23 protein-coding genes and 1 pseudogene are annotated in these 26,603 nt (G+C 40.9%); 2 read left to right on the top strand and 22 right to left on the bottom strand.

Features of this window, described 5'->3' with window-relative positions:
* Window positions 1–277: 277 nt before the first annotated feature.
* The 10 genes from ACE1TI_RS01050 to ACE1TI_RS01005 all read right to left on the bottom strand — a co-directional run bounded on the left by ACE1TI_RS01050 (window position 278) and on the right by ACE1TI_RS01005 (window position 11,396).
* Window positions 278–2,482, bottom strand: a complete 2,205-nt coding sequence (locus ACE1TI_RS01050) for a helix-turn-helix domain-containing protein (RefSeq protein WP_375005709.1) — start codon at window positions 2,480–2,482, stop codon at window positions 278–280.
* Window positions 2,483–2,595: 113 nt separating this feature from the next.
* Window positions 2,596–3,501 (bottom strand): LysR family transcriptional regulator, encoded by a 906-nt coding sequence (locus ACE1TI_RS01045; protein ID WP_375005708.1) that lies wholly within the window; start codon window positions 3,499–3,501, stop codon window positions 2,596–2,598.
* A gap of 11 nt (window positions 3,502–3,512) precedes the next feature.
* A complete protein-coding gene (locus ACE1TI_RS01040) occupies window positions 3,513–4,307 on the bottom strand; it encodes a sulfite exporter TauE/SafE family protein (RefSeq protein WP_375005707.1) in 795 nt (264 codons plus the stop codon).
* 170 nt (window positions 4,308–4,477) lie between these two features.
* Window positions 4,478–5,584 carry a cupin domain-containing protein gene (locus tag ACE1TI_RS01035; protein ID WP_375005706.1) on the bottom strand — a complete coding sequence of 369 codons (1,107 nt, stop codon included), beginning with the start codon at window positions 5,582–5,584 and terminating at the stop codon, window positions 4,478–4,480.
* A gap of 20 nt (window positions 5,585–5,604) precedes the next feature.
* The gene (locus ACE1TI_RS01030; RefSeq protein ID WP_375005705.1) at window positions 5,605–6,093 is read right to left on the bottom strand and encodes a DinB family protein; all 489 of its coding nucleotides are present in this window, start codon (window positions 6,091–6,093) and stop codon (window positions 5,605–5,607) included.
* Between the two features lie 110 nt (window positions 6,094–6,203).
* Window positions 6,204–7,415, bottom strand: a complete 1,212-nt coding sequence (locus tag ACE1TI_RS01025; RefSeq protein WP_375005704.1) for an FAD-dependent monooxygenase — start codon at window positions 7,413–7,415, stop codon at window positions 6,204–6,206.
* A gap of 64 nt (window positions 7,416–7,479) precedes the next feature.
* The gene (locus ACE1TI_RS01020; protein ID WP_375005703.1) at window positions 7,480–8,445 is read right to left on the bottom strand and encodes a fumarylacetoacetate hydrolase family protein; all 966 of its coding nucleotides are present in this window, start codon (window positions 8,443–8,445) and stop codon (window positions 7,480–7,482) included.
* A 91-nt stretch (window positions 8,446–8,536) separates the two neighbouring features.
* Complete coding sequence (locus ACE1TI_RS01015; protein ID WP_375005702.1) at window positions 8,537–9,814, bottom strand: TRAP transporter large permease; 1,278 nt, start codon at window positions 9,812–9,814, stop codon at window positions 8,537–8,539.
* Window positions 9,811–10,344, bottom strand: coding sequence for a TRAP transporter small permease (locus ACE1TI_RS01010; protein ID WP_375005701.1), 534 nt, complete (start codon window positions 10,342–10,344; stop codon window positions 9,811–9,813). The genes ACE1TI_RS01015 and ACE1TI_RS01010 overlap by 4 nt, the downstream gene beginning before the upstream one ends.
* A 14-nt stretch (window positions 10,345–10,358) precedes the next feature.
* Window positions 10,359–11,396: a TRAP transporter substrate-binding protein gene (locus ACE1TI_RS01005; protein WP_375005700.1), complete on the bottom strand. Its 1,038-nt coding sequence runs from the start codon at window positions 11,394–11,396 to the stop codon at window positions 10,359–10,361.
* Between the two features lie 196 nt (window positions 11,397–11,592).
* Between ACE1TI_RS01005 and ACE1TI_RS01000 the strand changes: the two genes are divergently transcribed.
* Window positions 11,593–12,366: an IclR family transcriptional regulator gene (locus ACE1TI_RS01000; protein WP_375005699.1), complete on the top strand. Its 774-nt coding sequence runs from the start codon at window positions 11,593–11,595 to the stop codon at window positions 12,364–12,366.
* A 369-nt stretch (window positions 12,367–12,735) separates the two neighbouring features.
* Here the strand turns inward: ACE1TI_RS01000 and ACE1TI_RS00995 are convergent, their stop codons facing one another.
* The 9 genes and pseudogenes from ACE1TI_RS00995 to ACE1TI_RS00955 form a co-directional block, all read right to left on the bottom strand.
* The gene (locus tag ACE1TI_RS00995; RefSeq protein ID WP_375005698.1) at window positions 12,736–13,059 is read right to left on the bottom strand and encodes a ketopantoate reductase family protein; all 324 of its coding nucleotides are present in this window, start codon (window positions 13,057–13,059) and stop codon (window positions 12,736–12,738) included.
* Window positions 13,028–13,354, bottom strand: a pseudogene (locus ACE1TI_RS00990) (ketopantoate reductase family protein); the annotation flags it as partial. The gene ACE1TI_RS00995 and the pseudogene ACE1TI_RS00990, both read right to left, overlap by 32 nt.
* 65 nt (window positions 13,355–13,419) lie before the next feature.
* Entirely contained in the window at window positions 13,420–13,590 is a 171-nt protein-coding gene (locus tag ACE1TI_RS00985; protein WP_375005697.1) for a 2-dehydropantoate 2-reductase N-terminal domain-containing protein, read from the bottom strand.
* Window positions 13,587–14,516: a malate dehydrogenase gene (locus ACE1TI_RS00980; RefSeq protein ID WP_375005696.1), complete on the bottom strand. Its 930-nt coding sequence runs from the start codon at window positions 14,514–14,516 to the stop codon at window positions 13,587–13,589. Before ACE1TI_RS00980 ends, ACE1TI_RS00985 begins: the two co-directional genes overlap by 4 nt.
* 207 nt (window positions 14,517–14,723) lie before the next feature.
* Complete coding sequence (locus tag ACE1TI_RS00975) at window positions 14,724–15,989, bottom strand: TRAP transporter large permease (protein WP_375005695.1); 1,266 nt, start codon at window positions 15,987–15,989, stop codon at window positions 14,724–14,726.
* Entirely contained in the window at window positions 15,990–16,472 is a 483-nt protein-coding gene (locus ACE1TI_RS00970; RefSeq protein WP_375005694.1) for a TRAP transporter small permease, read from the bottom strand.
* Window positions 16,473–16,513: 41 nt separating this feature from the next.
* Window positions 16,514–17,590, bottom strand: a complete 1,077-nt coding sequence (locus tag ACE1TI_RS00965) for a TRAP transporter substrate-binding protein (RefSeq protein ID WP_375005693.1) — start codon at window positions 17,588–17,590, stop codon at window positions 16,514–16,516.
* A gap of 47 nt (window positions 17,591–17,637) precedes the next feature.
* Window positions 17,638–19,098: an aldehyde dehydrogenase family protein gene (locus ACE1TI_RS00960; RefSeq protein WP_375005692.1), complete on the bottom strand. Its 1,461-nt coding sequence runs from the start codon at window positions 19,096–19,098 to the stop codon at window positions 17,638–17,640.
* Window positions 19,099–19,354: 256 nt separating this feature from the next.
* Window positions 19,355–21,127: a thiamine pyrophosphate-requiring protein gene (locus tag ACE1TI_RS00955; protein ID WP_375005691.1), complete on the bottom strand. Its 1,773-nt coding sequence runs from the start codon at window positions 21,125–21,127 to the stop codon at window positions 19,355–19,357.
* A 128-nt stretch (window positions 21,128–21,255) separates the two neighbouring features.
* Between ACE1TI_RS00955 and ACE1TI_RS00950 the strand changes: the two genes are divergently transcribed.
* On the top strand, window positions 21,256–22,134 hold the full coding sequence (locus ACE1TI_RS00950) for a LysR family transcriptional regulator (protein ID WP_375005690.1): 879 nt from the start codon (window positions 21,256–21,258) through the stop codon (window positions 22,132–22,134).
* A 31-nt stretch (window positions 22,135–22,165) separates the two neighbouring features.
* Here ACE1TI_RS00950 and ACE1TI_RS00945 read toward each other — a convergent pair whose 3' ends face one another.
* From ACE1TI_RS00945 to ACE1TI_RS00935, 3 genes are all read right to left on the bottom strand, one after another.
* Window positions 22,166–23,758, bottom strand: a complete 1,593-nt coding sequence (locus ACE1TI_RS00945; protein WP_375005689.1) for a class I adenylate-forming enzyme family protein — start codon at window positions 23,756–23,758, stop codon at window positions 22,166–22,168.
* An 881-nt stretch (window positions 23,759–24,639) separates the two neighbouring features.
* Window positions 24,640–25,311 (bottom strand): thiaminase II, encoded by a 672-nt coding sequence (gene tenA, locus ACE1TI_RS00940; protein WP_375005802.1) that lies wholly within the window; start codon window positions 25,309–25,311, stop codon window positions 24,640–24,642.
* Window positions 25,301–26,599 carry an acetylornithine deacetylase gene (locus ACE1TI_RS00935; RefSeq protein ID WP_375005688.1) on the bottom strand — a complete coding sequence of 433 codons (1,299 nt, stop codon included), beginning with the start codon at window positions 26,597–26,599 and terminating at the stop codon, window positions 25,301–25,303. Before ACE1TI_RS00935 ends, tenA begins: the two co-directional genes overlap by 11 nt.
* Window positions 26,600–26,603: the final 4 nt, after the last annotated feature.

Raw genomic sequence — 26,603 nt, 5'->3', positions numbered from 1 at the left:
CCTACAAATTGCAGAACAAAAGCGCAAGCGCGGATCAGCCTCGACAGGTAAATGTTCTCCAGTCACTAAAGGCGCTCTTACTTCCACAGGATGTGGTGACTTCTGCGTTGCGAACACGATGTTCGCGATTCTAGCAAAAGTTCCTTAAACCGTCTTGGGCCTCCGAGAGGCTGGGCGCTGAAGCTAGACGCGGATCAAACAATATGTAGATAGTATCCACAATTCGAAAAATATAATTTCCTAAACACTGAAAAAAAGCGCGATATACGCGCCTGCTTTATTTTTTAGAAGAGAACTGCTGTAAATCATAGAGTTTATAGGCCAAGGTTAAATCGAATCGATTATCCGAGTTGTTCAAATCCATATCAAGAATGTTTTCTATTTTTTCCAGCCTGTATAATAACGAACTGCGATGAATATAAAGCTCCTCTGACGTTTTTTTAATACTGCCATTTTGCTTCAGATATATGCGCAGCGTTTGAAATAAATCCATATTTTTACCTTCTGAATAGGTAAGAAGCGGTTCCATTTGTTTAGTAATGAATAATGATGCTGTTTCTGAATGCTTCAGCTCGTGTAATAACGTATAAGAGCCCAGTTCTTCAAAAAAAGCATACCCTGCTCTATGTTCTCGATAGGCTACAACGTTCAGCGCCTGAACAGCTTCTTGATAGCACGAATAATAATCTTCTAAAGAATGAGCAATGCCGCCAATCCCCATATAGGCATGGCATTTGACTCGGCCCGTTTTAAGCCATTTCTTTATATTGGTTACAAAATTACTCCAATATTGTCGCGGGGTTTGTTGTTCGTTATGGGCAGGAGCAAGGAGTATATAATCATCTTCCTTATTAGCAAGCAGGACATCTTGTTCGTACATAGAAATTCTTGTTTTCAGCTGCTCCATAATAAGGGATTTTTTCGCTTGCTGTTCCAGCAGATCATCATTGCTATGATTCTTTTCGTCCAATTGAATGGATAATACGGAGACACGATGTTTTTTAAAAGGATCCCAATGAAATAAATTAGCGTACTGAATAATGCTTTCTTTGTTTTCAATATGGTTCACAAGCAATTTATTAACAAAACTGTCTTTCACCTGTTCTTTCGCATCTAATACAAGCTTTTGTTTAATAAATTGGATGGAATATATATTCCTCACCATATCAACCGTCAGGCGGTCAAAATCATCGAAATCCTTTTGTGCTGCCGCAACAGCCAGGTAACCAAGAAGATCTCCACCTCCGTTTACCGGCCATATTGATACTTCTGCCCCTTCATTATTTCTAACAGAAAAGCTTATATCTTTAACATCTCTTTGGAATATTTCGGCAGAAGCCAGGTCTACAATATTATCTAAATCCATACTTTCTATAAAGGACAGCTGGTAAGAAATAGGACGCATAAAACGATCAAATAAAATCACTGGTTTAGCAAATAAAGAACTTAATGTCGAAGTAATCCCATCAAAGTTATCTTTTTCTACCGTTTCTATTATTAGTTTCTGCTGATAATCCAAAAGAGCGTGCAGCCTTTTTTTATTATCTTTTTCGTTGTTATAAAGACGCACATTTTCGAGTGTGGAAGCAACATGATTGGCCATTAGTTCTAAAACTTCCAAATCGTCCTGCGTGAATACACTGTTTATTTTTTGTTCCACATGAAGTACACCTATTGTCTTTAAATCAAGTACCATGGGCACGGTCAGCTGATTGCCGCCGGGTGTTTCTATAAACGGAAAATATCCTTTTAGTTCATAATTTTCTTCAATATTAATATGTTTCGGTTTCGTAAATTCTCCATAAGAAGGAGGCTGAAACGTAAAACAGTTTTCATTTTCGTTATATAAATAGATACCAGCAAGCTTGGCATGCGTTCCTTTCCCAGCACGTTCCACCAGCTTTGAAACAAGTGTCTCCACCGATTCATCTAAAAGGATATTCTGGCTGATCCATTCCATCCCCATCATTTTTTTCCGCTGCTTTTCTTTACGTTTGGCAAGTGTTAACGCCACTGCTGCATCTCTGCCAAATTCATCGAATATTTTGTCCATTTGTAATAAAGGGATTTCTTCTAAATATCCGATCGTACAAAAACCATAATTATTTGTATCATCCTGTAATGGTACGGTAAACCACGTCTTTACTACTTCTTTTTTCAGCAGATCCAAAAATGCGCAGGACTCTTCTTTTTCCACCTCTTTATACGTTAAGCTTTGATGAAAAAGGGCAGGAAAGCAATGCTCCATACGAAGAGGAAATGCCTCTTTTAAAGATTGAAGTTCGCCGCTCCAAACTTTGGGAACCAGGTAATCATTTTCTTTTAAAATAACACCAACAAAGTCACAGCTTAATTCTGATTGAAAGGAATCTGTTAAATATTGCAGAGCCTCTTCTTCTGTATCGAATTTGACCAGCTGCCTAGAAGTCATGCGAAGATGATTTTCTACTTTTTTTATGACCTTTTCTCGTTTATCCTCCACTGCGGTCACCCCTCTTTTTCCCAATTAAAAAATTCCCTCTTGGAAACCCGGACTTTTCCTTTATCAGGATTGTCCGTTGGAATTAGGGAATTGTCAATATAATCTGATGATCTTTAATTTCGTGAATGGGTTTGCAGAAAATGCTGCGCAAAGCTGCTGAAACGATGAATAGATTCTTTGGCGAAGCGCTGTACTCGCGATGCTACCCATAACGGACGCTGAATATTAACTCCGCTGACATCCACTTCGCAAAGAAGCCCTCCTTTGACCTCTTGTCTAATAGCGAGCCGGGATACATAGCCATAACCAAGTCCAGACTGTACAGCACTCTTTATAGCTTGTGTGGTACTTAATTCGAGAGGAGCTTCCAACTTGTTCAGGTTTATTTTTTCCGAAAGATGTCTCTCGACAATTTTCCTGCTTCCAGAAGTGCTTTCCCTCTGGATCATTCGTTCATTCAAAAGCTCCCGGGGAGTGATGTGTTTTTTCTTTGCCCATTTGTGCTCGGGTGCTGTAATCAAAACAATTTTATCACTGGCAATAACTTTTTTATCGAGTTCGGGATTTGGAATCTCTCCTTCTACAAAAGCCAGGTCGATATTTTCTTCTTCTAAATCTGCTAATACAGCAGGAGTATTACTAATGGACAGCTGGATCTGAAGGGAAGAACTTTCATGTTTAAAGGCACTGATCACTTCTGGAAGAATATATTCACCAAGCGTATAAGACGATCCAATCTTTAAGGTTTGGGTTTGTATCCCGCGTAAACTTTCAATTTCTTCGATCGATTGCTCATATTCTTTAACTATAGAGCTGGCATGATAGTATAGCCTTTCTCCTGCAGGAGTCAACATGACTGCACTATGCTCACGTTCAAAAAGAAGGGTAGAGTAATGATCTTCGAGCTGCCGTATTTTTTTCGTGACTGCCGGCTGGGATAAATATGCTCTTTTAGCAGCAGCGCTGATGCTCCCTTCTTCCACGACATAACAAAAAAGCTGGTACGTTTGTATGTTCATAGACAGCCCCCTTAAATTTGAAATATCATTCCCGCTCCGACTACAACGACTAAAGCGGCAAGTAATCGTGTAATGGTTGTTCCTTTCATTTTTTTCGACAAAACAGCGCCGGCCTGTGCACCGACAAGTACTCCTAATCCACTCCATATAACGATATTCCAGTCCACTGTATTATTTACAATAACAGGTATCAGACCGCTCAAGGAATATAAGGCGAGCGAAAAGATAGAAGTTGCGGTTGATGCTTTTAGAGACAGCCCAAATCCGTAAGCTAAAATAGGAACCAAAAGCCAGCCCCCTCCAATGCCAAAAAAGGAAGAAATGATTCCGAGCATGACACCAATTCCTAATAGCACGGGCATTTTGATTGCTTGATCTTCATTCTTCTCTTTTTCAGTCAACGTATGACTGTTTTCTGCTGAAGCAGCTATTTCATTTTTTGCTTCGGGTGGTTTCTTTACACTTAAGAATAAACCGAGAATGATTAAGAGACAAGCAAAGAGAATATAAAAAACCGCTTCTGGACTAATCTGGACCAGCCTTTCTCCTAAAAAGGTACCAGGAAACGCTCCAGCTGCCAGCAACAGTCCAGTTCTTAAAAGAACCCGTCGCTGCTTTAAAAACAGAGGCAGACCCGCAGCTGCGTTAATAAACACAATAGCCAGGCCGGTGGCAGCGGCTGCTTCTGGAGAAATATCATAAAACATTAGTAAGACAGGAACAAACAAAAAGCCTCCTCCTGCTCCTATAATGGTTCCATATGTGCTTGCAGCAAAACCTAAAAATATGAGACTGAAAATAATCAACGGCTTCTTCCTCCTATTATTTGCATTTATATCATGAAAAAGGAGGGAGAATTTATAAAAATGAAAAGGAGAATAGTGTATAACAAAATGGCATAGTTCCTTCTAAAAAGAATTCACGATAAGAGAAAGAAGCTGTCGTCTTGCCTGGATGACAGCTTCTTTAAACCTTATTATGGCTGAAATACACGTTTCACTTTTTGTCCTTCGCCATTTTCATTTGCTTCTTCTTTTTGTAAATGGAATGTTTCCATGATAGGTGTATCGTGTACGGAAAAGAAATGGGCCGGTTCATCTCCAGTGTTTACATGTTCATGCCACGTCCAGCTTGGAATAACAAAAAAGTCTCCTTTTTCCCATTCGAATTTGACGCCGTCTATTACCGTATAACCGCTGCCGCTGTGGACATGAACGACTGAAGAATTGGTGTGGCGGTGAGCCTTTCCATGATATCCAACAGGAAAGCGCTGCATCCAGGATGCAATATTTACATTCGCCGTATCTCCTGTCGTTGGATTGATAAACTCTACAGCGTACCCATCATATTCGTCTGGAGAAAATTCTTCAAGCCCGTCTAATGCTTCTTTGGTTTGTTTCCATTTATAGGTGCCAACTGGTGCTTTTTTCGGTTTCCGATCCTTGATAGGACGGACCAGGCCTCCTTGATAATGACGTGGAGAGTAATTATCCTTTCGTTCCGGTTTCTGAATACCGTCTTCCGGATAACCCTCAAAGAAAGAGCCGCCAACCGAATAGATAAATGGAATGTCTAACACATCCATCCAAAACATGGGCTCCTCTCCTTCATGGCCGTGGCCGTGCCAGCACTCTTGCGGGGTTACTACAAAGTCGCCTTCATTCATAAAAAGACGTTCACCATCGACTATTGAATAGGCCCCTTCTCCTTCCATAATAAAACGGAGGGCGCTTTGTTTATGACGATGGGACGGAGCTTCTTCTCCTGGCAAAATTAGCTGAACGGCAGCGTAAATGTTTTGTGTGGCTGCTCCCCATCCCCATGGTTCTCTATCTTTGAGTTTTGGATTTTGCAAATAGATGGCCCGTCTTTCCCCGCCGCGCTCCGGAGTAAAAATGTTGGTTGCTTCCATAAGATGCTTTTTAATTACACTGCCTTTCCACAAGTATGGTTCTGCGTGGCTTGGCGGTTCCTTACTAACTAATTGAGGAATTGCATTCCAAAGAGGCCCCAGCTCATCTTTTTGAATCTTTTTATTAAATTCTTTAACCTCTTGGCTTTCCATAAACGTATTCATTTCCATCTATAGTCCCCTCCTTATTATTAAGCATGCTGTACCTGAGAGACAATACGCTGAAATTGCTTTTGGTGCGTTTCTAAATGCTCTTCCAAAAAGTGCTGAACTAAAAACTCCATAGGCTTAGTACCGAATTTAGGGTTACGATGAGGTTTTTCTATTTTTAGATCATTTTCTGTTAATCTTTGGAGCAGTTTATTCACTGTTTCACGTGTGAAATCTATCCCTTTTAATACGTCATCTACTTCTCTGCTTTCTGCTGCTTCCACAGCTTTTAATCGGCCGGAATGGTCCATTCCTCTTCCCCATTCTTCGGCTTCTCCGCTCACTACTTTTTCTAATTCATTGGTGAAATATAAAGGGAATTCCTCTACGTGACAGAGCAGTTCCATAACGGACCACTCCTTGGGACTGGGTTTTAACCGAATCGTCTCTTCATCTAACTTTCTAGCGTACTGCTGCAGAGAAGCGATCTTTTCATCAATAGAATCTGCGTATTCTTGCGGACTTTTCATAACTACTAATCTCCTTTCTTATCCTTGTTTTCTCTATTTATTTCTATGAACTCCCGCTTTTTAATGGCAGGAGCTCACAGGAAAGCCAATATCTCAGCAACTTTAAATGGTTAGGATAGGGCCGTTTTTTCTTTCTGTTTCACAATATGTCCATACAGCCAATCGACCACTTCAAAGTCCTGAGCACCACGATCCTGAAAATAGGTGTTTCGCATTAAGGTGGCAATTGAATCATCAGTGTGCAGGATATCTCCCCATGTTCTTGCCCGCTGCTGTACTTTATTCGCACGTGGAATTCTCTCGTTTTGGTAAGCTAAAAATGCTTCTTCTACTTCATTTTTATCGTGTAATTGATCGGCCAGCGCCGAGGCATCTTCCAATGCCTGACAGGCTCCCTGAGCCAGGTATTGAAGCATCGGGTGAGCAGAATCACCTAACAATGTAAACCTGCCGTCTGTCCAGTTGTTGAGTGGTTTGCGGTCATATAATGGCCATCTTCTTTCCCGCTGCATAAATTGAACAGCGTTTTGTACAACCGGAACACAGCGGCCAAAGTGTTCATCTAACTCCTCTGGTGTTCCCCATTCATCAGAATGTTCGATCTCTTTTCTATATTGAAAACTTTTAAACACAGCTACTTGGTTATATAATTCTTTTCTACGAATCGGATATTGGACGAGATGAAGGTATGGACCAACCCACATAATGACATCATCAAAGTCAGCATGTTCGCTGATTTCTTCCATTGGAATAGCACCACGGTAAGCAACATACTCCGAACAAACGGCTTCATCTTGAACAAAATGCTTTCTCGTTTCAGACCATAAACCATCAGCCCCAATGACTGATTCTGCTTCATACGTATTTCCATTATCACAGGTGATTTGTATAAACTCTTTGTTGTTGTCGAGTTCGATGACTTTATGATTTGTGAGCAAAGTAATATTGCTATCTTTCTCACACGCTTCGAGCAGAACTTTATGGAGGTCGGTACGGTGCATGACCGTATAGGAATAACCGTATCTTTCTTTAAAGGCCTTCCCTAAGTCTAGTTCGCTTAGTTCATTGCCGCTATATGCATCTTTTAAAACAAGTCTTTGCGGGTACACCGCGTATTTATCAATTTCATTTAATAAATTAAACCGGTCTAAAACAGCCATAGCGTTAGGAGCTAATTGAATTCCAGCTCCTATTTCACCAAATTCCGGTGCCTGCTCTAATACGGCTGTTTTCTTTCCAGCTTCTGAGGCACCCAGAGCGGCTGCCAGCCCTCCTATACCTCCGCCTATTATTGTCATAGGGAGCGTATTCTTTTTACTCACCATTCAACACTCCTTCTTGATATTCATTTAGATACATCGATAACTGTTATCGATTTCAAAATAATTATGGAGTGACTCCAGCTTTTGCGGTTGTTTTCACTTGATTTTCTAAAGATCCAACGGACTCTACTTCAATTTTGCAAACATCTCCATCCTTCAAAAACACTTGAGGGTCTCTTGCTACTCCTACACCGCCAGGCGTACCCGAGAAAATGATATCTCCAGGTTCTAACGTCATTAATCCTGAGAAGAACTCAACCAAATCTTCAACGCTGAAAACTAAATTTTTTGTATTAGAGCGTTGTCTTTCTTCCCCGTTTACGGTTAATGAGATTTCCAGCTGAGACGGGTCGGTTAATTCATCTTTTGTTACGATCCAAGGGCCGATTGGAGCAGTTCCATCTACAGATTTACCTTGCAGCCATTGCAGGGTTCTTCTTTGTAAATCCCGATATGTCACATCGTTTGCGATAGTATACCCAGCAACATAATCTAATGCCTCTTCACTGCTTACATTTCTAGCTCTTTTTCCAATGACAACAGCAAATTCTGCCTCATAATCCAGCTGGTCAGAAATATCATATTTTGGAATAGCATCCTCCGGCCCAATGATGGTGTTTGCAAACTTTGCAAATGCAACTGGATACTCTGGCAGTTCTCGTCCCATTTCTAAAATGTGTTCCCGATAATTATGGCCGACACAAAGGATTTTTTGCGGCTCTTGTACCGGGGCTTGCAGTTTTACGTCAGATCTAGAAAAACAGCATTGGTTTTTCACTTCTTCTGAAGCGTTTTCAATATAACTTAAAACAGTTTTAGCTTCTTCTAAACTTTTTTCTCCACCCTTTAAGAAATCAGCTGTTTCGGCAGGAAATAACGCAGCAGCGATTTCATTGGCTCTTACTGATTCGCCTTCCTTTAGGATATTTTCATAAGCCTTTCGTAAATCTACGATATTATCATTTTGCAAAACACCTAAACGCTGTTTTTCTTTATCTTCGTTCCTTAAGTGAAACATGACCAGTTTCATTTCATTACCACCTTCCATCTTTATAGTGAACTAATTTTACTATTTAGAGTATTTCATCCTTTTTATAATTTGTCAACGGTATTTTTTACATTTATAACCATAGGCTTGGAAGCCAAGTAGTAACTGCCGGTACATAGGCAATGATGAAAAGCACAACAAGAGACACAAGAACAAAAGGCAGTACATACCTGGTCAAACTTTCAAAGCTTACTTTGGTTATAGAAGACGTAATGAATAACACGGTTCCTACAGGCGGTGTGATAAGGCCTATTGCTAGATTAATAGAAATGACAATCCCAAATTGAACAGGGTCAATTCCATAGCTGGCTGCTACCGGAAGCAGGATCGGCACTAAAATAATAATCGCTGCCATCCCCTCTATGACCATGCCTACCAGTAGAAAGAGAATGATACAGATCAAGAGAAAAACATAGACATTATCAGTGAGAGATACCATAAATGATGATAATTGCTGAGGTACCTGCTCAAAGGACAGGACCCAGCCGAAAATGGTAGCCATTGCAATAATAAAAGTAACAATGGAGGTGTACATGGCAGTATTTAGAAGAATTTTAGGAAAATCCCTGAGCTGTATTTCTTTGTACAAAAACGCCCCAATAAGTAAAGCTAAAAAACTGGCAGCAGCAGCGGACTCTGTTGGTGTAAACATCCCTGTTAAAATTCCTACAATAATGATCAGAGGTATGCTGATGGAGGGCAGCGCCATAAAAAACGCTTTCACCAATTCCTTTGCTTTTACACGGTCATGTTTAGGGAATTTTTCTTTAATAGATATAAAAGAAATTAAAAGCACAAACCCGGTGGTCAATAAAATCCCTGGTATAATGCCTCCAATAAACATATTTCCAATAGAAACCTCCGCAGTCACTCCATAAATAATAAATAAAAGACTTGGAGGAATAATTGGTCCAAGCAGAGATGATGCTGAAGTGAGGGCCGTACTGAATTCTTTTTTATACCCTTCACGTTCCATTTCCGGAACCATAATTCTGCTCATCATAGCGGTCTGGGCATTGGCTGAACCTATAATAGAAGCTAAAAACATATTTGTAACAACGTTTACGTAGGCCAGTCCTCCCCTAAAATGACCGACCATATCTTTTGCAAATCGGACCAGCCTTGACGTTATGCCGCCTTTATTCATCAATTCTCCGGCTAAAACGAATAAAGGAATAGCTAGAAGTCCGTAATTTTGAATACCGCCCGTCATTCGCTGGGGAATGGAATACAAAAGCTCAAGGTTATCTGTAGAGAAAATATAATACACAGTGGATACCCCTAAAACATATGCAATCGGGAGACCAATAGTTAGAAGCAGTGCAAACACCAATATGAAAATAGCGATCATAATACTTCTCCCTCTTCCCCTTCATTGTTTATCTTTTTAAGTCTTTTCATATGATTCAAAATATTTTCGAGAGTAAATATAGCCATAATAAGCATCGTAAAGGGAAAAATAGCGGATGGAATCCATAATGGAAATTCCAGCGATGCAGAGGCGGCTTCCCATATGCTGGACGAGGTAAGCCACAGCCACCCAACCCAAAATCCTAAGATAGAAAAACAGAAGATAATTGACTGCAAAATCATTTGTAAAATTAAGTTATTTTTACTATTCAATTTATCTTTAAATAGAGACAGCGCCACCATGTCATTTCTTCTTATGCTTAAAGAAGCTCCAAGAAAAGTGATCCACATTAAGAGAAACAACGCTAATTCATCTGTCCCTACCAAAGGCTGCTGTAATATATATCTTGAAATAAAAGCCAAAATGGTAATAATCGCTATTGCCCCTACACTCATCATGCAAACTATTTCTACCATTTTTGTAAGAACTCTATTAGAGCGGTAAAACCATTGATCCAATTTCTGCACCATACACGTTCACCTTCCTATCGATCATACTCTGAAATCTCTTTTGCTTTATCGATGAAGTTTTGAATATATTTGCTTCTAGCTCCATACTTGTCATGTATTTTCTCCGCCACTTCATAAAATGGCTCAAGGTTTTCTATTTCGCTGATCGTTCCCCCTTGCTCTTCAAAATCGTTCATGTAGTTTTGTTCCATTTCTATTACTGCATGTTTGTTATGCGCAATAGCTTGTTCGAGAGCCTCATTAAATATCTCTTTTTCTTCCCTGCTGAAACTTTTCCAAAGGTCTTCATTTAATAAAACAGCCCCCGGCCAGGTCATATGGTTAAGAGGTGTGAAGTAAGTGCCAATGTCGTTATAAGCATTGTTCATCATTAGATCCAAATCAATGTCTATGGCATCTACTACACCGGTCTGGAAAGAAGTATATAAATCAGCAGCCGGTACGGGCGTAGGTCCTGATCCAGACTCCTGCCAAAAGTCCGTAATGGCAGGGCTTGGGCTGATTCGAAGAGACTGTCCATGTAAATCTTCTATATCTTCAATCGGCCCATCTTTAGCCAGGACATGGCGCATCCCTGCAAAAAAATATCCTCTTCCCTCGACATCATCCAGAGTTTCAAACAATTGATGAGCTTCGCTGGTCTCAGCCATCCTAAAAGCATCTTCATGATCACGCATAATGAAAGGCATCGTCCACGATGCAAAGGCTTCAGAGTGACTGTTAAGTTCTGCTCCTACTAATACAGACAGGTCAATCGATCCAACTTGCAGCTGTTGATACATGTCATTCTGATTGCCAAGCGCTCCTTGCGGGTAAAAATCAAGTTCCCATTTCCCATCTGTTGCCTGCTGCAGTTCTTCCTCTAAAACAAGTAAACTCTGATGCCAAACATGACCTTCCGGAACAATGTGAGCGGTTACAAAACTTCTCTCTTTTATACTCTGACTGTCACTTGCCTGTCCCGATTCTTCTACCGATGCAGAATAGCTGCAGCCTGAAAGAAGCATTATCATAATAAAAACCGTCATAACCCTAGTTGAAAGCTGCTTCAAGAAAGATCCCTCCCGTTCTAAAAATCTACTATTGATTATATAGTGAAATTAGTACACTATATATTCAGAGTATATGTATACCCTTACATCTGTCAATCTAATTTCAAATTTATGAAATGTTTATATATTGAAAAAGATAATGAAGGGGATGTGGAAAAAGATATGCTATTATGGGTTAAAGGGGTGTTGAAAGGATATGGAATATGCAAAAAAAGAATTCAAGAAAACAGAAATGATTCAATCCCTTCAGGTTGGATTATCTATTATAGAGGTGATTTCGAAGAAAAACAGACCGCTGAAGTATAACGATATCTTTAAAGAACTTTCTCTTTCAAAAAATAATTTATACAAATATTTAAATACGTTAACGGCGTTGGGCATGCTTTATCGCAACCCTTTTACGGGTGAATATTATATGGGGCCTAAGCTGGCCGAATATGGTTTTCAAGCTGTCGATCAAGAAAATGTTATTGAACAAATTACACCTTACTTAAAACAACTAAGAGACGAAACTAATGAAACGGTTCTTTATGCGTGCGCTACAGAAAGAGGTCCGCTTGTAGTTAAAATGCTCCATAACAAGCAAACGCTTAATGTAGGGGCTCAAATTGGAACATTACTGCCGCTTTTTTCTTCGACAGGGAAGCTGGCGTATACGTATCCAAATGAAATAATGGAAAACTGGGCGAGCGAAGAGTTTCAAAAGCTCGAAAAACCTCAGCAGGAAGAGTTGAAGGAGAATAAAAAGCAAATTGAAAAATACCGGGTTGCTTTTGCAAGTGAACCTATTACTCCTTCTGTATCATCTCTTGCCGTTCCTATTTTAGATTTTAACCAAGCAATCGTCGGCACCGTAACTGTAGTAGGCTTCTCTCATAGAATTCCAACTACGTTAGAGGACCCTATGACTCAATTTATTATAGAAAAAGGAAAAGAAATGTCCGCATTTTTGGATGGATCCTATACATGAAGGGGACGGCCGCTGGGCAAAACGGGCAGCCCGTTTAATGTGATGCAGGGTCCAAAAATGGTCTAAATTGAGGAGGCCGAGGACCCTCGTTCCGTTATTAGCTGTTTTACAGCAAATAACGGAACCACGGTCCGCGTAACACTTCCATAGAGAGAAAATGAGGATAATAACGGAATACATGTCCGCGCGAACTCCATATAACAGTTCTGCTCGATTAACATCAGGGGCAGGTTCTTCAATACGAAGGTTTTTCGCTCGTGTCCTTCACATTCAGGCACATTCAGGAGGTCAGGCCCCACTTCCCATTGCTTGGATATTTATTTTGCAAATGAGATTTCTTCTAACATAGAGATGAGATGGTACATTAATTTATTGCTTTTCTGCTTTCTCTAAAATAGCTCCATTCAAATATTCTATCTCTGTTTTTCTGCTGTTCTGTATATCATGATACATGGAAGAAATGTGTTTTCCGGACATGTCAGGGTCAAACACACCGTGGATAATCTGTTTTATTTTTTCTTTTTCTAGTGGTACTCCTTCTGCTTCTGCTACCATTAGAATCTTATGAAGCAGCTCTTCCAATATGCTATCAATGCCAGAGTAGCTTCCTTCTGCAGCAACAGGACTCTGCATTAAGGTGCATAACGGATTGAGAACAGAATTAAAAGCTGCTTTCTGCCAGATACTTTGCATGACATTTTTTAGTAATAGAAGTATGAATTCCTGCATCGTTAAAAGTTTCAACGACAGCAGACACGAAAGAAGTTTCCCTGCCATCTATTTGCATAACTTCCGTATCCCCTGATCCGAAAGCTTCTACCTCTCCAGGCTGAACTAATCTTGCAGCTAATGTTGTAACACCGGCAATAACCTTGTCTCTTGGCACAAATGATTGGATGATTTCTATATTTCCTAGTCCATTTTGCAATGTCAGCACCTTCATGTCTTCTTTTAACAGATGCTTGCATTCTTTAGCATAGTCGGTGTCTGCATTGCTTTTGTCAAAATAATAAGCAAACCAAACGTTCCTGCAGTGTTGCGGAACATAAGCTTTTACCTTTTTACAGAACGTCCTTCTTCATTCAGAACTTCAAGCCCTCGGGATTGAATCGTGTTTATATGTTCTTCCCAATTATCCAGGAGGACGACCTCATTGCCTGCGTCATGAAGCAAAAAACCCAACCGGCTCCCCATTGCACCCGCTCCTGCGATCGCAATTTTCATAGACTTCCTCCTTCTGCTTCTTTCATTTTTTCAATAGAAGCCTTCAGAACATGAGCAGAATGGGCGTAATTTTCTTTTTCTGCTGGGGTTAACGTCCATTCCTGCACCTGCTGAACACCTTGATTGTTTACTAATAAAGGCGCCCCCATGCTAATACCATGAAAGCCATATTCTCCTCTAAATATGGCGGATCCTATCATTTCCGACAATTCTTGCTGAAGCATTTTTTCAACCATAGTACGAATCCCTGCAGCCGTCGTCCAGCCGGTTGTTCGATTTATTTTTAAAGAGTTAAAATCACGAAACCAGCTTTTAAGCTTTTTTCTAATGCTTTCTTGAGTCGAAGCAGCCATTTCAAAAGAGCGGCCGCTTCTTGTGACTTGACTGAAAACAGGGACTTGCGACTCTCCGTGCTCTCCTAAAACCGGAGTAAAAAGAGAGTCTTTTGCTGGTACATCCAATGCTTCCCGAAGTGCCCATTCAAAGCGAAAAGAATCATTAAGTGTATACCCCGCCAACTGACGCGGATGAAAATCATAGTTTTCATAAAGATAATAATTTAAAAGGTCTAGTGGATTAGAAGCTGTAATGATTAAAGCTTCTGGCGCGTATGTTTGAATGTTTTCCCCAAATTCTTTAAATAGTTTAATGTTTCCATCCAGAAACTCACAGCGGGAAGTAATGTCATTCCGGTTTGGAATTCCAGCAGTGATGATAACGATATCGGTATGAACTAAATCTCTATAAGAACCAGCATACAGTACCTTTGCTGGATAGGCATTTTGTAGATCCATAACTTGATTTTTTAATAGATTTTCATTAATATCGATCATGCAGATTTCATCTATATTTTCATGAGAAGCAAGCGAAAAAGCAGCTGCAGCGCCAAGTGTGCCAGCTCCCCCAATAATGGTGATCTTGCTCATTTTTTACCTCCTTATAAAGAACTGGAGCTGTCCCATAGTCAGTTCTAGGTAACCGCACCTTGAATATACTCGCTTTCAGCGGGCGGCGGCTCCTCGTGAGCAAAAACACTCACTGCGAGGTCTTCACACTTCCGCTTTTCCCGTGGAGTCTTGCATATTCCAATTGCTAGATAACCAACTAACCTTTTGAGACAGCCCTAGTATCCTTTACCATAGCGAAAACATAACTAAAATTGGTACATACGTAATTAATAGAAGGGCGATAATTAGCGACATGATAGGATATCCAGATTTAAATGATGTATTTAACAATTTTGTTTTAGCTGTATTTGTCGCTATTAAGAGAGTTCCGCCAAATGGAGGCGTGCACATGCCGATTGCTGTATTCACCACTACAATAATACCAAACAACACAGGATCTATACCCAAGGCGTTAATGACTGGTAAAAACATAGGAACCACGATAACTAAAATCGCAATCGTATCCATAAACATACCAAAAATCAGTAAAATGATGTTAATAATAAGAAGAATCACGATAGGGTTTTCCGACATGGTAAGAAATCCGGAAACCAGCATGCTAGGTATGTTTTCGTAAGCAAGTACGTAAGCAAACAATGCAGCGTTAGCGACAATAAACATTATAGTTGCTGTTGTTTTAGCAGAATCAAAAAATATTTTTCCTAAATGCTTTATTTTCAATTCTCTATATACAAACATTCCGATCAGCACAGCGTAGACGACAGCCGCTACACCGGACTCTGTCGGAGTGAATATACCTGAAAACACCCCTCCTATTAAAATTATTGGAGTTCCTAATGCCCATAATGAACGTAAAAGAGCAGTCCAAAATTCGTTAAATTGAAACGGTTCTCCGGTCCCCCGGTACCCTTTTTTTCTAGATATAAAATACGTAGCGCCAAGCAAGGCTGCTCCAACGATAATACCTGCCGGAATGCCAGCTGTATATAAATCCGAAATAGAGGCTCCAGACAAACTTCCATAAATAATTAACGTGATACTTGGCGGAATAATAACTCCCATCGGGCTTGCGGTTGAGACCACTGCTGTGGCAAAGTTTCGGTCATATCCTTTTTCCACCATTGCAGGTATCATAAGCGTTCCCAGTGCTGCAGCTGTTGCAATCGAACTTCCTGAAATAGCAGCAAAGAACATACAAGCTAAAACCGTCACCATGGCTAAGCCACCTGTACTGCGCCCGATAAGTGAATTTGCCAGATCAAGAATACGCTGTGCTAATCCACCAGTTAACATTAAATTTCCCGCTAGAATAAAAAACGGGATTGCCAGCAAGGAAGAAACATCTATTCCAGTAAAAAGCCGCTGAATCATAATCATAGGTGTGATATCTGCCAGTACAATATACAAAATAGATGACATACCGATCGTAATCCCCAATGGCACGCCTAGCAAAAATAATAGAATGGTAATTCCAAAAAAGAGTACAACCATTTATTCCTTCACCTCTTTTTCTGGTGTTTTTTTCCCAATTCTAGCAAGTAGGTGAATGATGATTACTATAGCCGATATAGGCAATACCATATAGACGAATCCCATTGAGATTCCCATATTTACAGATAACTGATGTCTAACTATATCTAATGTATCCAAACCGAATTTCACTATAAATCCTGCGTATACCAACATCACCATCCATTGAATAGGAGCCAGCCACCTTTTGAGAGACGGCTTCCAATCTTCAAATATAGAAACCGTAATGTGACTTCTATCTCTCGTCGCTACTGCTGCTCCGAGAAATACAATGAAGATCATTAAGTACCTCGCCAATTCATCCGTCCAGACAAACCCTCCTTGAAACATGGAGCGTGCAACAATTTGGACAGCCAGAATAATTGTCATAACGACCAAAAATGACGTAATAAGAATACGTACAATTTTATCTATCCAATAACTAATACCATCTAGTATGATCATACTTCTCACCTCTTTTCCTAGAAGTCACCTGTTATTTTTTGTTATTCAGCCAATGATTGAATTTTATTTAACATCTTATCCCCATGTTTCTCTCTCCAGTTTTGATAGACACTTTCTACTTTTTCTCGGAAAGGTTCTTTGTTAACTTGATGGATTTCCATTCCTTCTTCTTTCAACAACTCTTCGTACTCTTTTTCATGCACTTCATTTTCCTCATTCGTCTCAGCCATTGCTTCCTCAGAAGCCTCTAAAACAGCTGTCTGAACATCTTCAGGCCAGGAATTAAATTTATCCTTACTAGCCATTAAAAAACCAAAAGCGAACTGGATACCTGTTTTGGAAACATGATTATTTACCTCATAAACGTTTTCATCATAAACAATGTCTGTAGTGTTTTCCTGTCCATCAATGGCTCCTTGTTCTAGGGCTGTATAGGCATCTCCAAAATTCATGCTTTGCGGACTGGCTCCAAGCGTTTCATAAGATTCAACATATACTGAACTTTCTATCACACGCAGGGTAGTCCCGTTTAAATCATTTGGAGTTTCAATAGGCCCTGCACTTGTAGTTATATGCCGATAACCTCTTGCCATAGTGCCAATTGTTTTTATATTTGCTTCTTCTGTCAGGGCGTTATAATCATCCATTACATCGGATTCTAAAAATGCATTAACATGCTCCCAATCTTTAAAAAGATAGGGCAGATCCAGTACAGCAGCTTCGGGGGCGAACCCTGAAACGGGCGGCCCGGAAATCATTCCTAAGTCAAGCGTTCCAAATTGCATAGCCTCAAGCAGCTCTCGATCTGTTCCTAATTCACGGAAAGGATAAATATCAACTCTTACTGCTCCATTTGTCTTTTCTTCTACTAGTTTTTTAAATCGGAGAGATCCTCGATGATAGTTCGTTTCTTCTGGAGTCTGGTGGCCTAGACGAAGGATTAACGTATCCTCATCCTGACCTTGCTGAGAAGCTTGGTCAATTTCTGCTGCTATAGGGTTATCGGTTGCTACGGCTGATCCTCCAGCGTCTTGGTTAGGGTTTGAATATCCGCCGCAAGCTACAGCAGCCATTACTAGGAGGATTACAGCTGCAAATACACCTAATTTTTTTGGCATGATCTTTCCTCCTTTATTTAAGGGAATTAATCGACCTGGTCTCTATATCAAAAAGCAAATTGACGTGTTTTCGTCTGGATGGAAACCCATTTTGTTGTAGTAAACTCATCGACCACCCATGGATTACCAAACCGTCCTAATCCGCTTTGTTTATTTCCACCGAACGGAATATTCGGTGCATCGTTTACCGTTTGATCGTTGATATGAGTCATTCCAGCTTCCAGCTCCAGAGCATATTGCTCTCCTTTTTTAAGGTCACTTGTGAAAATAGCAGAACTTAAACCGTGATCTGTATCATTTGCCATCTCAATCGCTTCTTCATCTGTCCGCGCTTTAATGAGCAAGGCAATAGGGCCGAACAATTCGGATTGAGCTGCTTTGCTGTTATTTTCTACATTGGTAAACACGGAAGGAGCGAGAACGTTGCCTTCTCTTTTTCCTTCGAGAACTGGCGTCGCTCCACCGCGCTTTGCTTCCTCAATAAATCCGAGTGCTTTTTCCATTTGCTTCTTATTCACAAGCGGTCCAATTACGGTATTCGGATCACCTGGATTCCCATACGGCAGAGCTTTTACTTTCTCAACAAACTTCTCCGCAAATGTTTCGTATTTGTCTTGATGTACTATGATTCTATTAATGATCATGCAAATTTGGCCTTGATGAATGAATTTTCCGAATACAGCAGCATTGACAGCCTGGTCTACATCAGCATCCGATAACACGACAAACGGGCTGTTTCCTCCAAGTTCAAGAGCTACTCTTTTTAAGTTTCTGCCTGCAATCTCTCCTATATGTTTTCCTACTTCCGTAGAACCCGTGAAGCTGATTAACTGAGCAGCAGGGTTTGTCAGCATGTCGTCTCCAATTTCCGGGCTGTCGGTTATGATCATGTTGAAGACCCCTTTTGGAAGGCCTGCGTATTCAAAAGCTTTGGCTAGGATGACCCCTCCAGTGAGTCCTACTTGAATATCTGGTTTATGAACGACACTGTTGCCTAGTGCAATCGCAGGTACAATGGTTCTCATCGACAAATTCATAGGAAAATTGAACGGAGAAATCGAAGAAATGACTCCTAAAGGCAGCCTGTGAATTTGGTTTACTTTTCCTTCTACTGAAGCAGGGACTTCTCGTACTTCGTCCAGCTCCCCTGCATAATACAGCGCTTCCTCCAAAACTTCTAACGTAAGATGGTGCTCCACATTCCCTTTTAGTATGGTTCCGCCTGATTCTTTAACAATCGTTTGGACAATTTCCTCTTTATGCTCTTTTAGATAATAAGCGGCTTTTTGGATGACAGCTTTTCGTTCATCTACTGTTGTTTTAGCCCATTGTTCCTGAGCTTTCTTGGCTGCTTCAAAAGCATCAGCAAGCTGGTCTTTTGTTGCAAGCTGAAACTTCGTTATCACCGAATCGTCATAAGGATTTACATTTTCATAAGAGTTTGTACTGGCTCCCTCAACCCACTTCCCGTTGATATAGCTTTGATTCAAGCTTTCATAATGTTCCATATAAACACTCCTTTAAAATTAATTAAAATAACTTGTACAAAGTGCTGTTAATAACTCTCGTCCTCCTCCTTTCCTCCCCTAAATTAAAGCGCTTACAAATTTATGGAACAAGATAAAGGCAATGGTACACTATTCTTGTCACTTGATTAGCCATTCACCCTTATCCTATAGGTCATTCTTATTGCCTAAAAGAAACTTTTTCTTGTATATGGAACTATTTTTTTATATTTTTTAATATTCAATAATTTTTATGAATTTAAAGCTTTCCTAAACCTGCTTTTTCTTCTGGCGTATCTTTCTTATTTGATTGTTTTATAGCTGGAAGATACACGTCCAACACAGCTGATCTTCCTTCATTTAAAGCTTGTAATGCCTCATGAAGGGATGCTTTCAACTCGTCTGGATTCTTTACTGTTTTTGCAAATGCTCCTCCTGCCGCTTCTGCAATTCCGGCAAGATCAGCATGTGGTTCAAAATCTACCCAGTATTCATCTGTTTCAAAGGCGGTTCCTTCAGGGTGAACTCCTAAAGTAGACAGCTTAGGCGATTTCCAGCCTCTATTGTTATAGATAATGGTTAAAAAGGGGAGATTGTATCTTCGCGCCATCCAATGAACGGCAGATGGCACACTAAACATATAAGAACCGTCTCCTGTCAAACTGACTACTTTCTGGTCTTTGGCTGATAATTTAGCTCCAAGCGCTGCACCACCGTTCCATCCTAAGGAACCTCCACCGCTTCCAATAATCGACCCTGGCTTTGTGCGGCGCAAGTGCGTGTAGATCGTTTCAAAATTTGAAATGCCTTCATTCACGACAATCGTGTTGTCATCTATTACTTCTCGAATGCAGCCTGTTAAATACTCTGGTGTAATAACATCTTTCTCGTATTGTTCTTTTTCTGCCCATTTCTCACGCTGCTTATGGTGATAAAGAGAAATACGGTTCCATCTGTCATGAATCGTCTCTTCATTCAGGTTCGTATCTCTTAAACGCTCATTTAATTGGTAAAGGGCTGTCTCGGAATCTACTTGGAAAGAACGTTTGGACGGCACATACCATAAAGGCATAGATTCTTTTAACGGCTCTTCATCGAAGTAATAAATAGTACATGCTTCCGATGGTTTATTTTTTGTTGGAATCCAGGGTACATCACTGTCAAACACCAGTACCAGGTCCGCTTTGGCCAGTTGTTCATTCTGAGTAGGCGTGTTCCATTGATAACCGCAGTGCATAGGATGATCCGAAGGAAAGTTCATATAATTCGGCACCGATTCAATGACGGGAATAGCACACTTTTCACACAGCTCTACGAGTTCTTTTACAGCTGATGTGTTTTTTCCAAGGTAAGAAGTCACAACAAGAGGATTTTTTGCTTTCTTTAGATCCCCCATAATTCTATTAATTTCCTGCGGCGGCAGAGCTGCCGGAGCTATAGGCTGCCACTTTTCTGTTTGAAGAGAAACTGGCTCTGTTTCTTCTTCCATTACCTCTCTTGGCCCCACCAAATAAACAGGTCCTTTTGGCTGGCTTGCAGCAATCTGCAATGATCGATGTACAAGCTGTTTTACATTTTTACCGCTTCGAATCTCGTTGTCATATTTCATATAGCCTCGTACAATGCCGCGCTGGTCCGGTACATCTTGAATCCAATGGATGAATTCATTTCTGCTTCCAGTAAGCTCGCCCTCCTGTGTATACGGAGAAGCTCCAGCAAATACAAGAACCGGAACCCTGCCTTTGTACGCGTTATGAATCGCACCTCCAAGATTTTGGGTTCCGCATTCCACATGAACGAGCACAGCCTGCGGCTCACCAGTGACTTGTGCATAGCTGTGCGCCATGCTTAACGCTACCATTTCATGCGGACACATAATAACTTCGGGCAGCTTTTTATTTTCTTTACGGGCAATAGCCAGACCTTCAATAATTCCTGGGTGGTCACTGCCCAGATTAGAAAAAATATACGATACACCAGCTTCTTCTAAAGCTTCTAAAAAAGCTGTACTCGTGGTATAGGTCCTTGACATCTTACTGCACACCTTTCTTCTCAAGTTGTTTAACTATTGTTAATTCATTGTAAGTTTTCGGGAACAATAGTACAATGCTATTGTATCTATAGAAACAATAGTTTTTATCTATTAAGAAGGTGGATGTCGTGGAAATTCGTCTTTTAGAGTACTTTATGGTCCTCAGCCAAGAGCTGCACTATACAAAATCAGCAGAAAAGCTTGGAATCAGCCAACCTACATTAAGCCAGCAAATACGTCTGCTCGAAAGCAAAATGGGTGTAAAGCTATTTCAGCAAAAAGGGAAAAAAATATACATAACAGATGCTGGCAGAGTACTCCTTCGCCGTGCAGAACGCATTTTTTATGAACTTGATCAGGCATCCAAAGAAATAGAGGAAATTAACGAATTAAAACGAGGCAGATTAACCATCGGCTGCTCAGGGAACCACCTGCTCCATTCCTCGATTTTAACGTTCCATGAACAATTCCCAAATATTGAGCTGTCCGTTGTTGATTCTACGACCGAAGAAACAGTAGCCTGCATCTTAAATTCTACCTTTGACCTTGGCGTGGTCTTTTTGCCCGTTCATGATGACCGTATTGAAAGCAAACACCTTTTCACTTCTGAATTGTTTTTGATTTGTTCCAAAGATCATGACATAGCAAACACCCCTTCAACCTCATTGAAACAAATGCAGGAAGAAAGGGTGTTTTTGCTGCAAAAAAATTACTTAATACGCCGGGTGATCGACCATTACTGCAAAGAAACCGGAAAAGAGTTAAAACCGCTGGTAGAGCTTTCTGATACGTATTCTTTATTAGAAATGACCGTTAAAAATAACGGCGTGACCATTTTGCCAAAATCCTATGTTGAAAAAATGAATGACAACAGAGTCATCCTGGTCCGGCTTGAAGACCCGCTTCCTAAAAAAGAAGTGGGCGTCGTATATCAAAAAAATGCTTTCACCCCTTCTGCAAGTGAAGCTTTCATTGAACATTTGCTCGAAAACTATTTGAAAGAATAATTTGTTCGGAAAAAGTGAGATAAAAGGCAATCTAATTGGATTCTCCTAATGATTGAGCCTCTTTTCTTAATGGACCCTTTGTAATCTTTCCAGAAGGAGTTTTCGGAAGAGAGGATCTGATTTCTAAATATTCCGGTATTTTATATTTCGCAAAACCTTTTTCCAAAAGATATTGTTTCATCTCTTCTAAATCAAATGGCTTCTCTTCTCGAAGGGTCAGGTAAGCACAGCCGCGTTCTCCCAACCGTGGATCTGGTACGCTTACAACCGCTGCCTGCTGGATCTTCGGATGCATATGCAGCACTTCTTCAATCTCGGAGGTATGAAACTTTAAACCACCGCGGTTAATGGTATCCTTCGTCCGCCCAACGAAGTGGAGATACCCTTTATCATCCAGCCAGCCCTGGTCTCCTGTCAAAAAATAACCTGCCTCGGTAAACACTTCTTTTGTAGCAGCATTATTTTTATAGTATTCTTTGAAAAGACATTCCCCTTTAAAGGCAATTTCTCCAGGTTCGCCGTTTGAAAGAGGTTCGTGGTTTTCATTTAAAATGATCACTTCACCGGCCGGTGCAGCTTTTCCAACCGTTTCCCAGGTAAGTGATTCTTCATCACCTGGTCTTGTAAAGGTTCCCGCACAAATTTCTGTCATTCCCCATTGTGCACCCACACTGCAGTCCAGCAACTGTCGTAAGTCCTTGACCATCTGGGCAGGGATTTTAGATCCACCTGTTAATACTAAACGAAGGTTAATGGCACTTCTATCCTTATATTGTAAATGGTAAATCATATCTATGAGATGGGCGGGAGCGGCGATTAAGAAGCTTACTTTTTCTTTTTGCAGTACGTCAATGACTTCATCTACCTTATATTCACTGTGTAAATAGTGTTTTGCCCCGTATTTAAGACCGATGATAATCATTGGCAAGGAAAACATGTGGCAAAGAGGCGTTAAACTTAATATCGTATCTTCCTTGCTCACCTTGTATTCTTTCCCATTGATAAGATGAGCAGGGACAAATGTTTGATAGGTATGAAGCACTGCTTTAGGGTTCGATTCTGTACCGGATGTAAACATGATAACAGCAGGAGCGTCTAATGCAGGAGCATTACTGTTTATTTCTTTATCAGAAACGGACGCAGGATCTTCTTCGAGCATTTTTGTAAAGCTGATGCTGTCTGAAGAGCTTGTTTCTCCTGCAATAATTACGTGTTCTAACTCCTGAAGGTCTGTTTTTAGTTCAGCTGCAAGGTTTTCATGACTAAAACCTTTTAATTGATTAACCGTGACGAAAGCTTTGGTATTGCAATGAGCCAGCATGTAAGTTAATTCTTTTTTCCGATAAGCAGGGCTAAGCGGGTTAAATATAAGACCAATTCTAGCTGCAGCGAGATGAGTGACTACAAACTCCCACGTATTGGGAAGCTGTACTGCTATGACATCCCCTTTTTTTAAACCAAGCTTTAACAACCTTTTAGCCATTCTTAAAGACAGCCGATCCACTTCCTCGAAGGAAAAACGCTTTTCTCCATCTGCAATTGCCGTTTGCCGCTTATAATGTCCTGAAGACTCCTCTAGCAGCTCATTAATCGTCATAGTATCTGACAAGGAATTCACATTCATTTCCTTCCCTCCTTTTTTATTAACGCTTACATATTTGCTGTCCTCCAAGGTCAAGCTTCCCCCTGATTTAGAAGACATTACAAACGCTTCCACAATATAATAAATTTTCATTATTCCTAAATTAGAGAACTTAATTATCTGTAATTTAGAATAAACTAGTTTTTCTAAAATTGTCAACACTTCAAATAGACTGATATTTTTTACCCTCTAAAAAGGGATGGACCGGGTTTGCTAAGCTAGAATCTTGAAGGCCGGGATAGGAAAAAGAATGGTGAAGTGGTAACCAACCAAGGAAGGTTCTTAATACTCGGATCAAAAGAGGAAAGGAAGAACAGCAGCCAAGAAGGGGGCTTAGAACACGGAACTGGTGAGAAATTAGGTGGAACGGTCATCAATAAAGCTTTTTAGAAACCAGAACAGGAAAAAAGATAAGCGGAGCGGTAACCAAGAAACGATTATTTTTATTCCCAATTACCTGCAGACCCAATAACATCATTTATTAAACGAACAAAAGCGCAAGCGTCCCTGGTCAGCCTCGACAGGTAAATGTTCTCCAGTCACTAAAGGCGCTCTTACTTCCACAGGATGTGGTGACTTCTGCGTTGCACTTTCGTCGCCAAAAACGCCACGTCCTGTGACAACGTCGAACTGGCTTGCACAGGATGTGCTGACTTTTGCGTTGCGGACACGATGTTCGCGATTCTAGCAAAAGTTCCTTTAAACCGTCTTGGGCCTCCGAGAGGCTGGGCGCTGAAGCTAGACGCGGATCAAACAATATGGAGATAGTTATCCACAACTTGTAAAAACATAATTTCCTAAACAACAAGCAAAACAGCCGGAGTTAATAATTTTCACGACCGGCTGTTTACCATGCACGTCTATTAGTCGGTGAGCCACGTTTCCCTTTTATAAGCCATATCCCAAAACATGTACTCAAATCGAGTGGTGTTTAAGAAAATTTCCTCAAGATGTTTTAATTCACGCTCCGGCTTTCCTTCTGCGAGCCGGTCCAGCATATCGATGGTCCATTGGGTCAGTTCTTGAAATTCATCATCAGCATACATTTTAATCCATTCCCCGTAAAACTCATGCTCTTTGGCACCAGGAATTTGCGAAAGAACTTTGCCGATTTCAGCATAACTCCACATACATGGCAAAAGACTTGCCACAAGTTCAGCAAGACCACCGTTTTGCCCGACAGCGAGCATATAGTGGGTGTAGGAAACAGTTACTGCGGCCGGTTTCGCGTTTTCCAATTCCTCTTCGCTGATATCAAACTTTTTTGCATACTGCCGGTGCAGATCCATTTCAGTGTTCAGGGTAGAGTCCAGAAGCTTCGCAAATTCCCCCATTGTTTTCACGTCCGCTGCTTTCGCTGCACCGATCGCAAAGAGTTTAGAGTATTCGATTAAGTACAAATAATCCTGGATCATGAAATAGCGAAATTTATCTTTGTCTAATGTTCCGTTCCCCATTTCCTGAACAAATGGGTGGTTATGATTCTTTTCCCAGATCGGTTTTAAGTTTTTGTATAAACGCTCACTAAATAACATTTGCATCATCCTTTCTTTCCTCGGAACACCAGTTATAAATGAGGGAAATCATGACTTTTGTAAATTGAACAAGCTGTTCAACAGAGACCGATTCGTTCACCGCATGGGCATTTTGAAGATCACCCGGCCCATATATTAAAGTCGGAATACCAGCGTCACCCAGCCAGCCGCCATCAGTCACAGTCGGCGACATACTAACCGGTGCTGCTTCTCCCAATACTTCTTTATGAGAGGCCTGCAAAACCTTTGTTCCTTTTCCATTTTCATCAATATCTAAAGATGGAAAAATCTCGCCTCGGTCTTCTATCATTGATGTCCCGCCCCATTCAAACATGGGCGGATTTTCCCGCAGCCATGGATCAGCCTGAGCGACACGGCGGATATGATTTTCCACTTCTTCTGCCACCGTGTCATGGTCTTCATCCGGATAAAAATGTACTGTAATCCAAAGCCGGCACTCATCAGCAACAAAAGCTGCATGACGGCCGCCTTCGATGACAGCAGGATTAATTGTGTTCATCCCAACCGGAAAGCCTGGATAAGATTTGGTCACAGCCCAATGTTTTTCAAGCTCCTGCAGGCCATCGATTACTTTCATCATTTTTTCAATAGCACTAGCTCCTTTCACGCCTCCTCCAGCATGAATCATATTGCGGCGCATAGCATCGTGATAGGTTTGCGGACTTTTGACCGTAATCCAGCCAGTGATCAGACCGCCCTGCCCCTGAATATTCAAATCACTCGTATCTACCACTACCGCTAAGTCGGCGTTATAGCCTCGTTTGCAGCACTCTAAGGTGCCTGCTTCTCCCACTTCTTCGCCGATGACAGACTGAAAAATAAGATCCCCTGGAAGATGAATGCCTTGTTCGTGCAATAGATTTACAGCAAATAATGCACCGGCCAAACCGCCTTTCATATCTGCCGTCCCGCGGCAATACATTCTGCCATTATCCATAACCGGTTCAAAAGGGTTATACTTCCACTCTTCATTTCCCTCATCTACTTCTGCTACGTCTATATGGCCGTTAAGGATGAGACTTTGGTGTGTGTCCGGGTTCAGCCCCTTTCGTGTCCCAACGACATTTGGGTCTCCAGGATATACATCCCACATGTCAGTGTCGAAATCTATTTCTTTTAAAAATTGCTCGACAAACTGCTGTGCTTTTTTTGTATTTCTTGCCGGCGGGCTTGGTGTTCGAAAACGAACAAGCTCTTCCACTAGTTCCAGCAGTTCATCCTCTCTTTCTTCTACCAATCTGTGTAACAGCTGAACCTGATCTCCCACGTTA

Source organism: Alteribacillus sp. JSM 102045, from assembly GCF_041949975.1.
Classification (GTDB): domain Bacteria; phylum Bacillota; class Bacilli; order Bacillales; family Marinococcaceae; genus Alteribacillus.
Note: the sequence above shows the minus strand (reverse complement) of the source record. Positions and strands in the feature narration are given on the sequence as shown.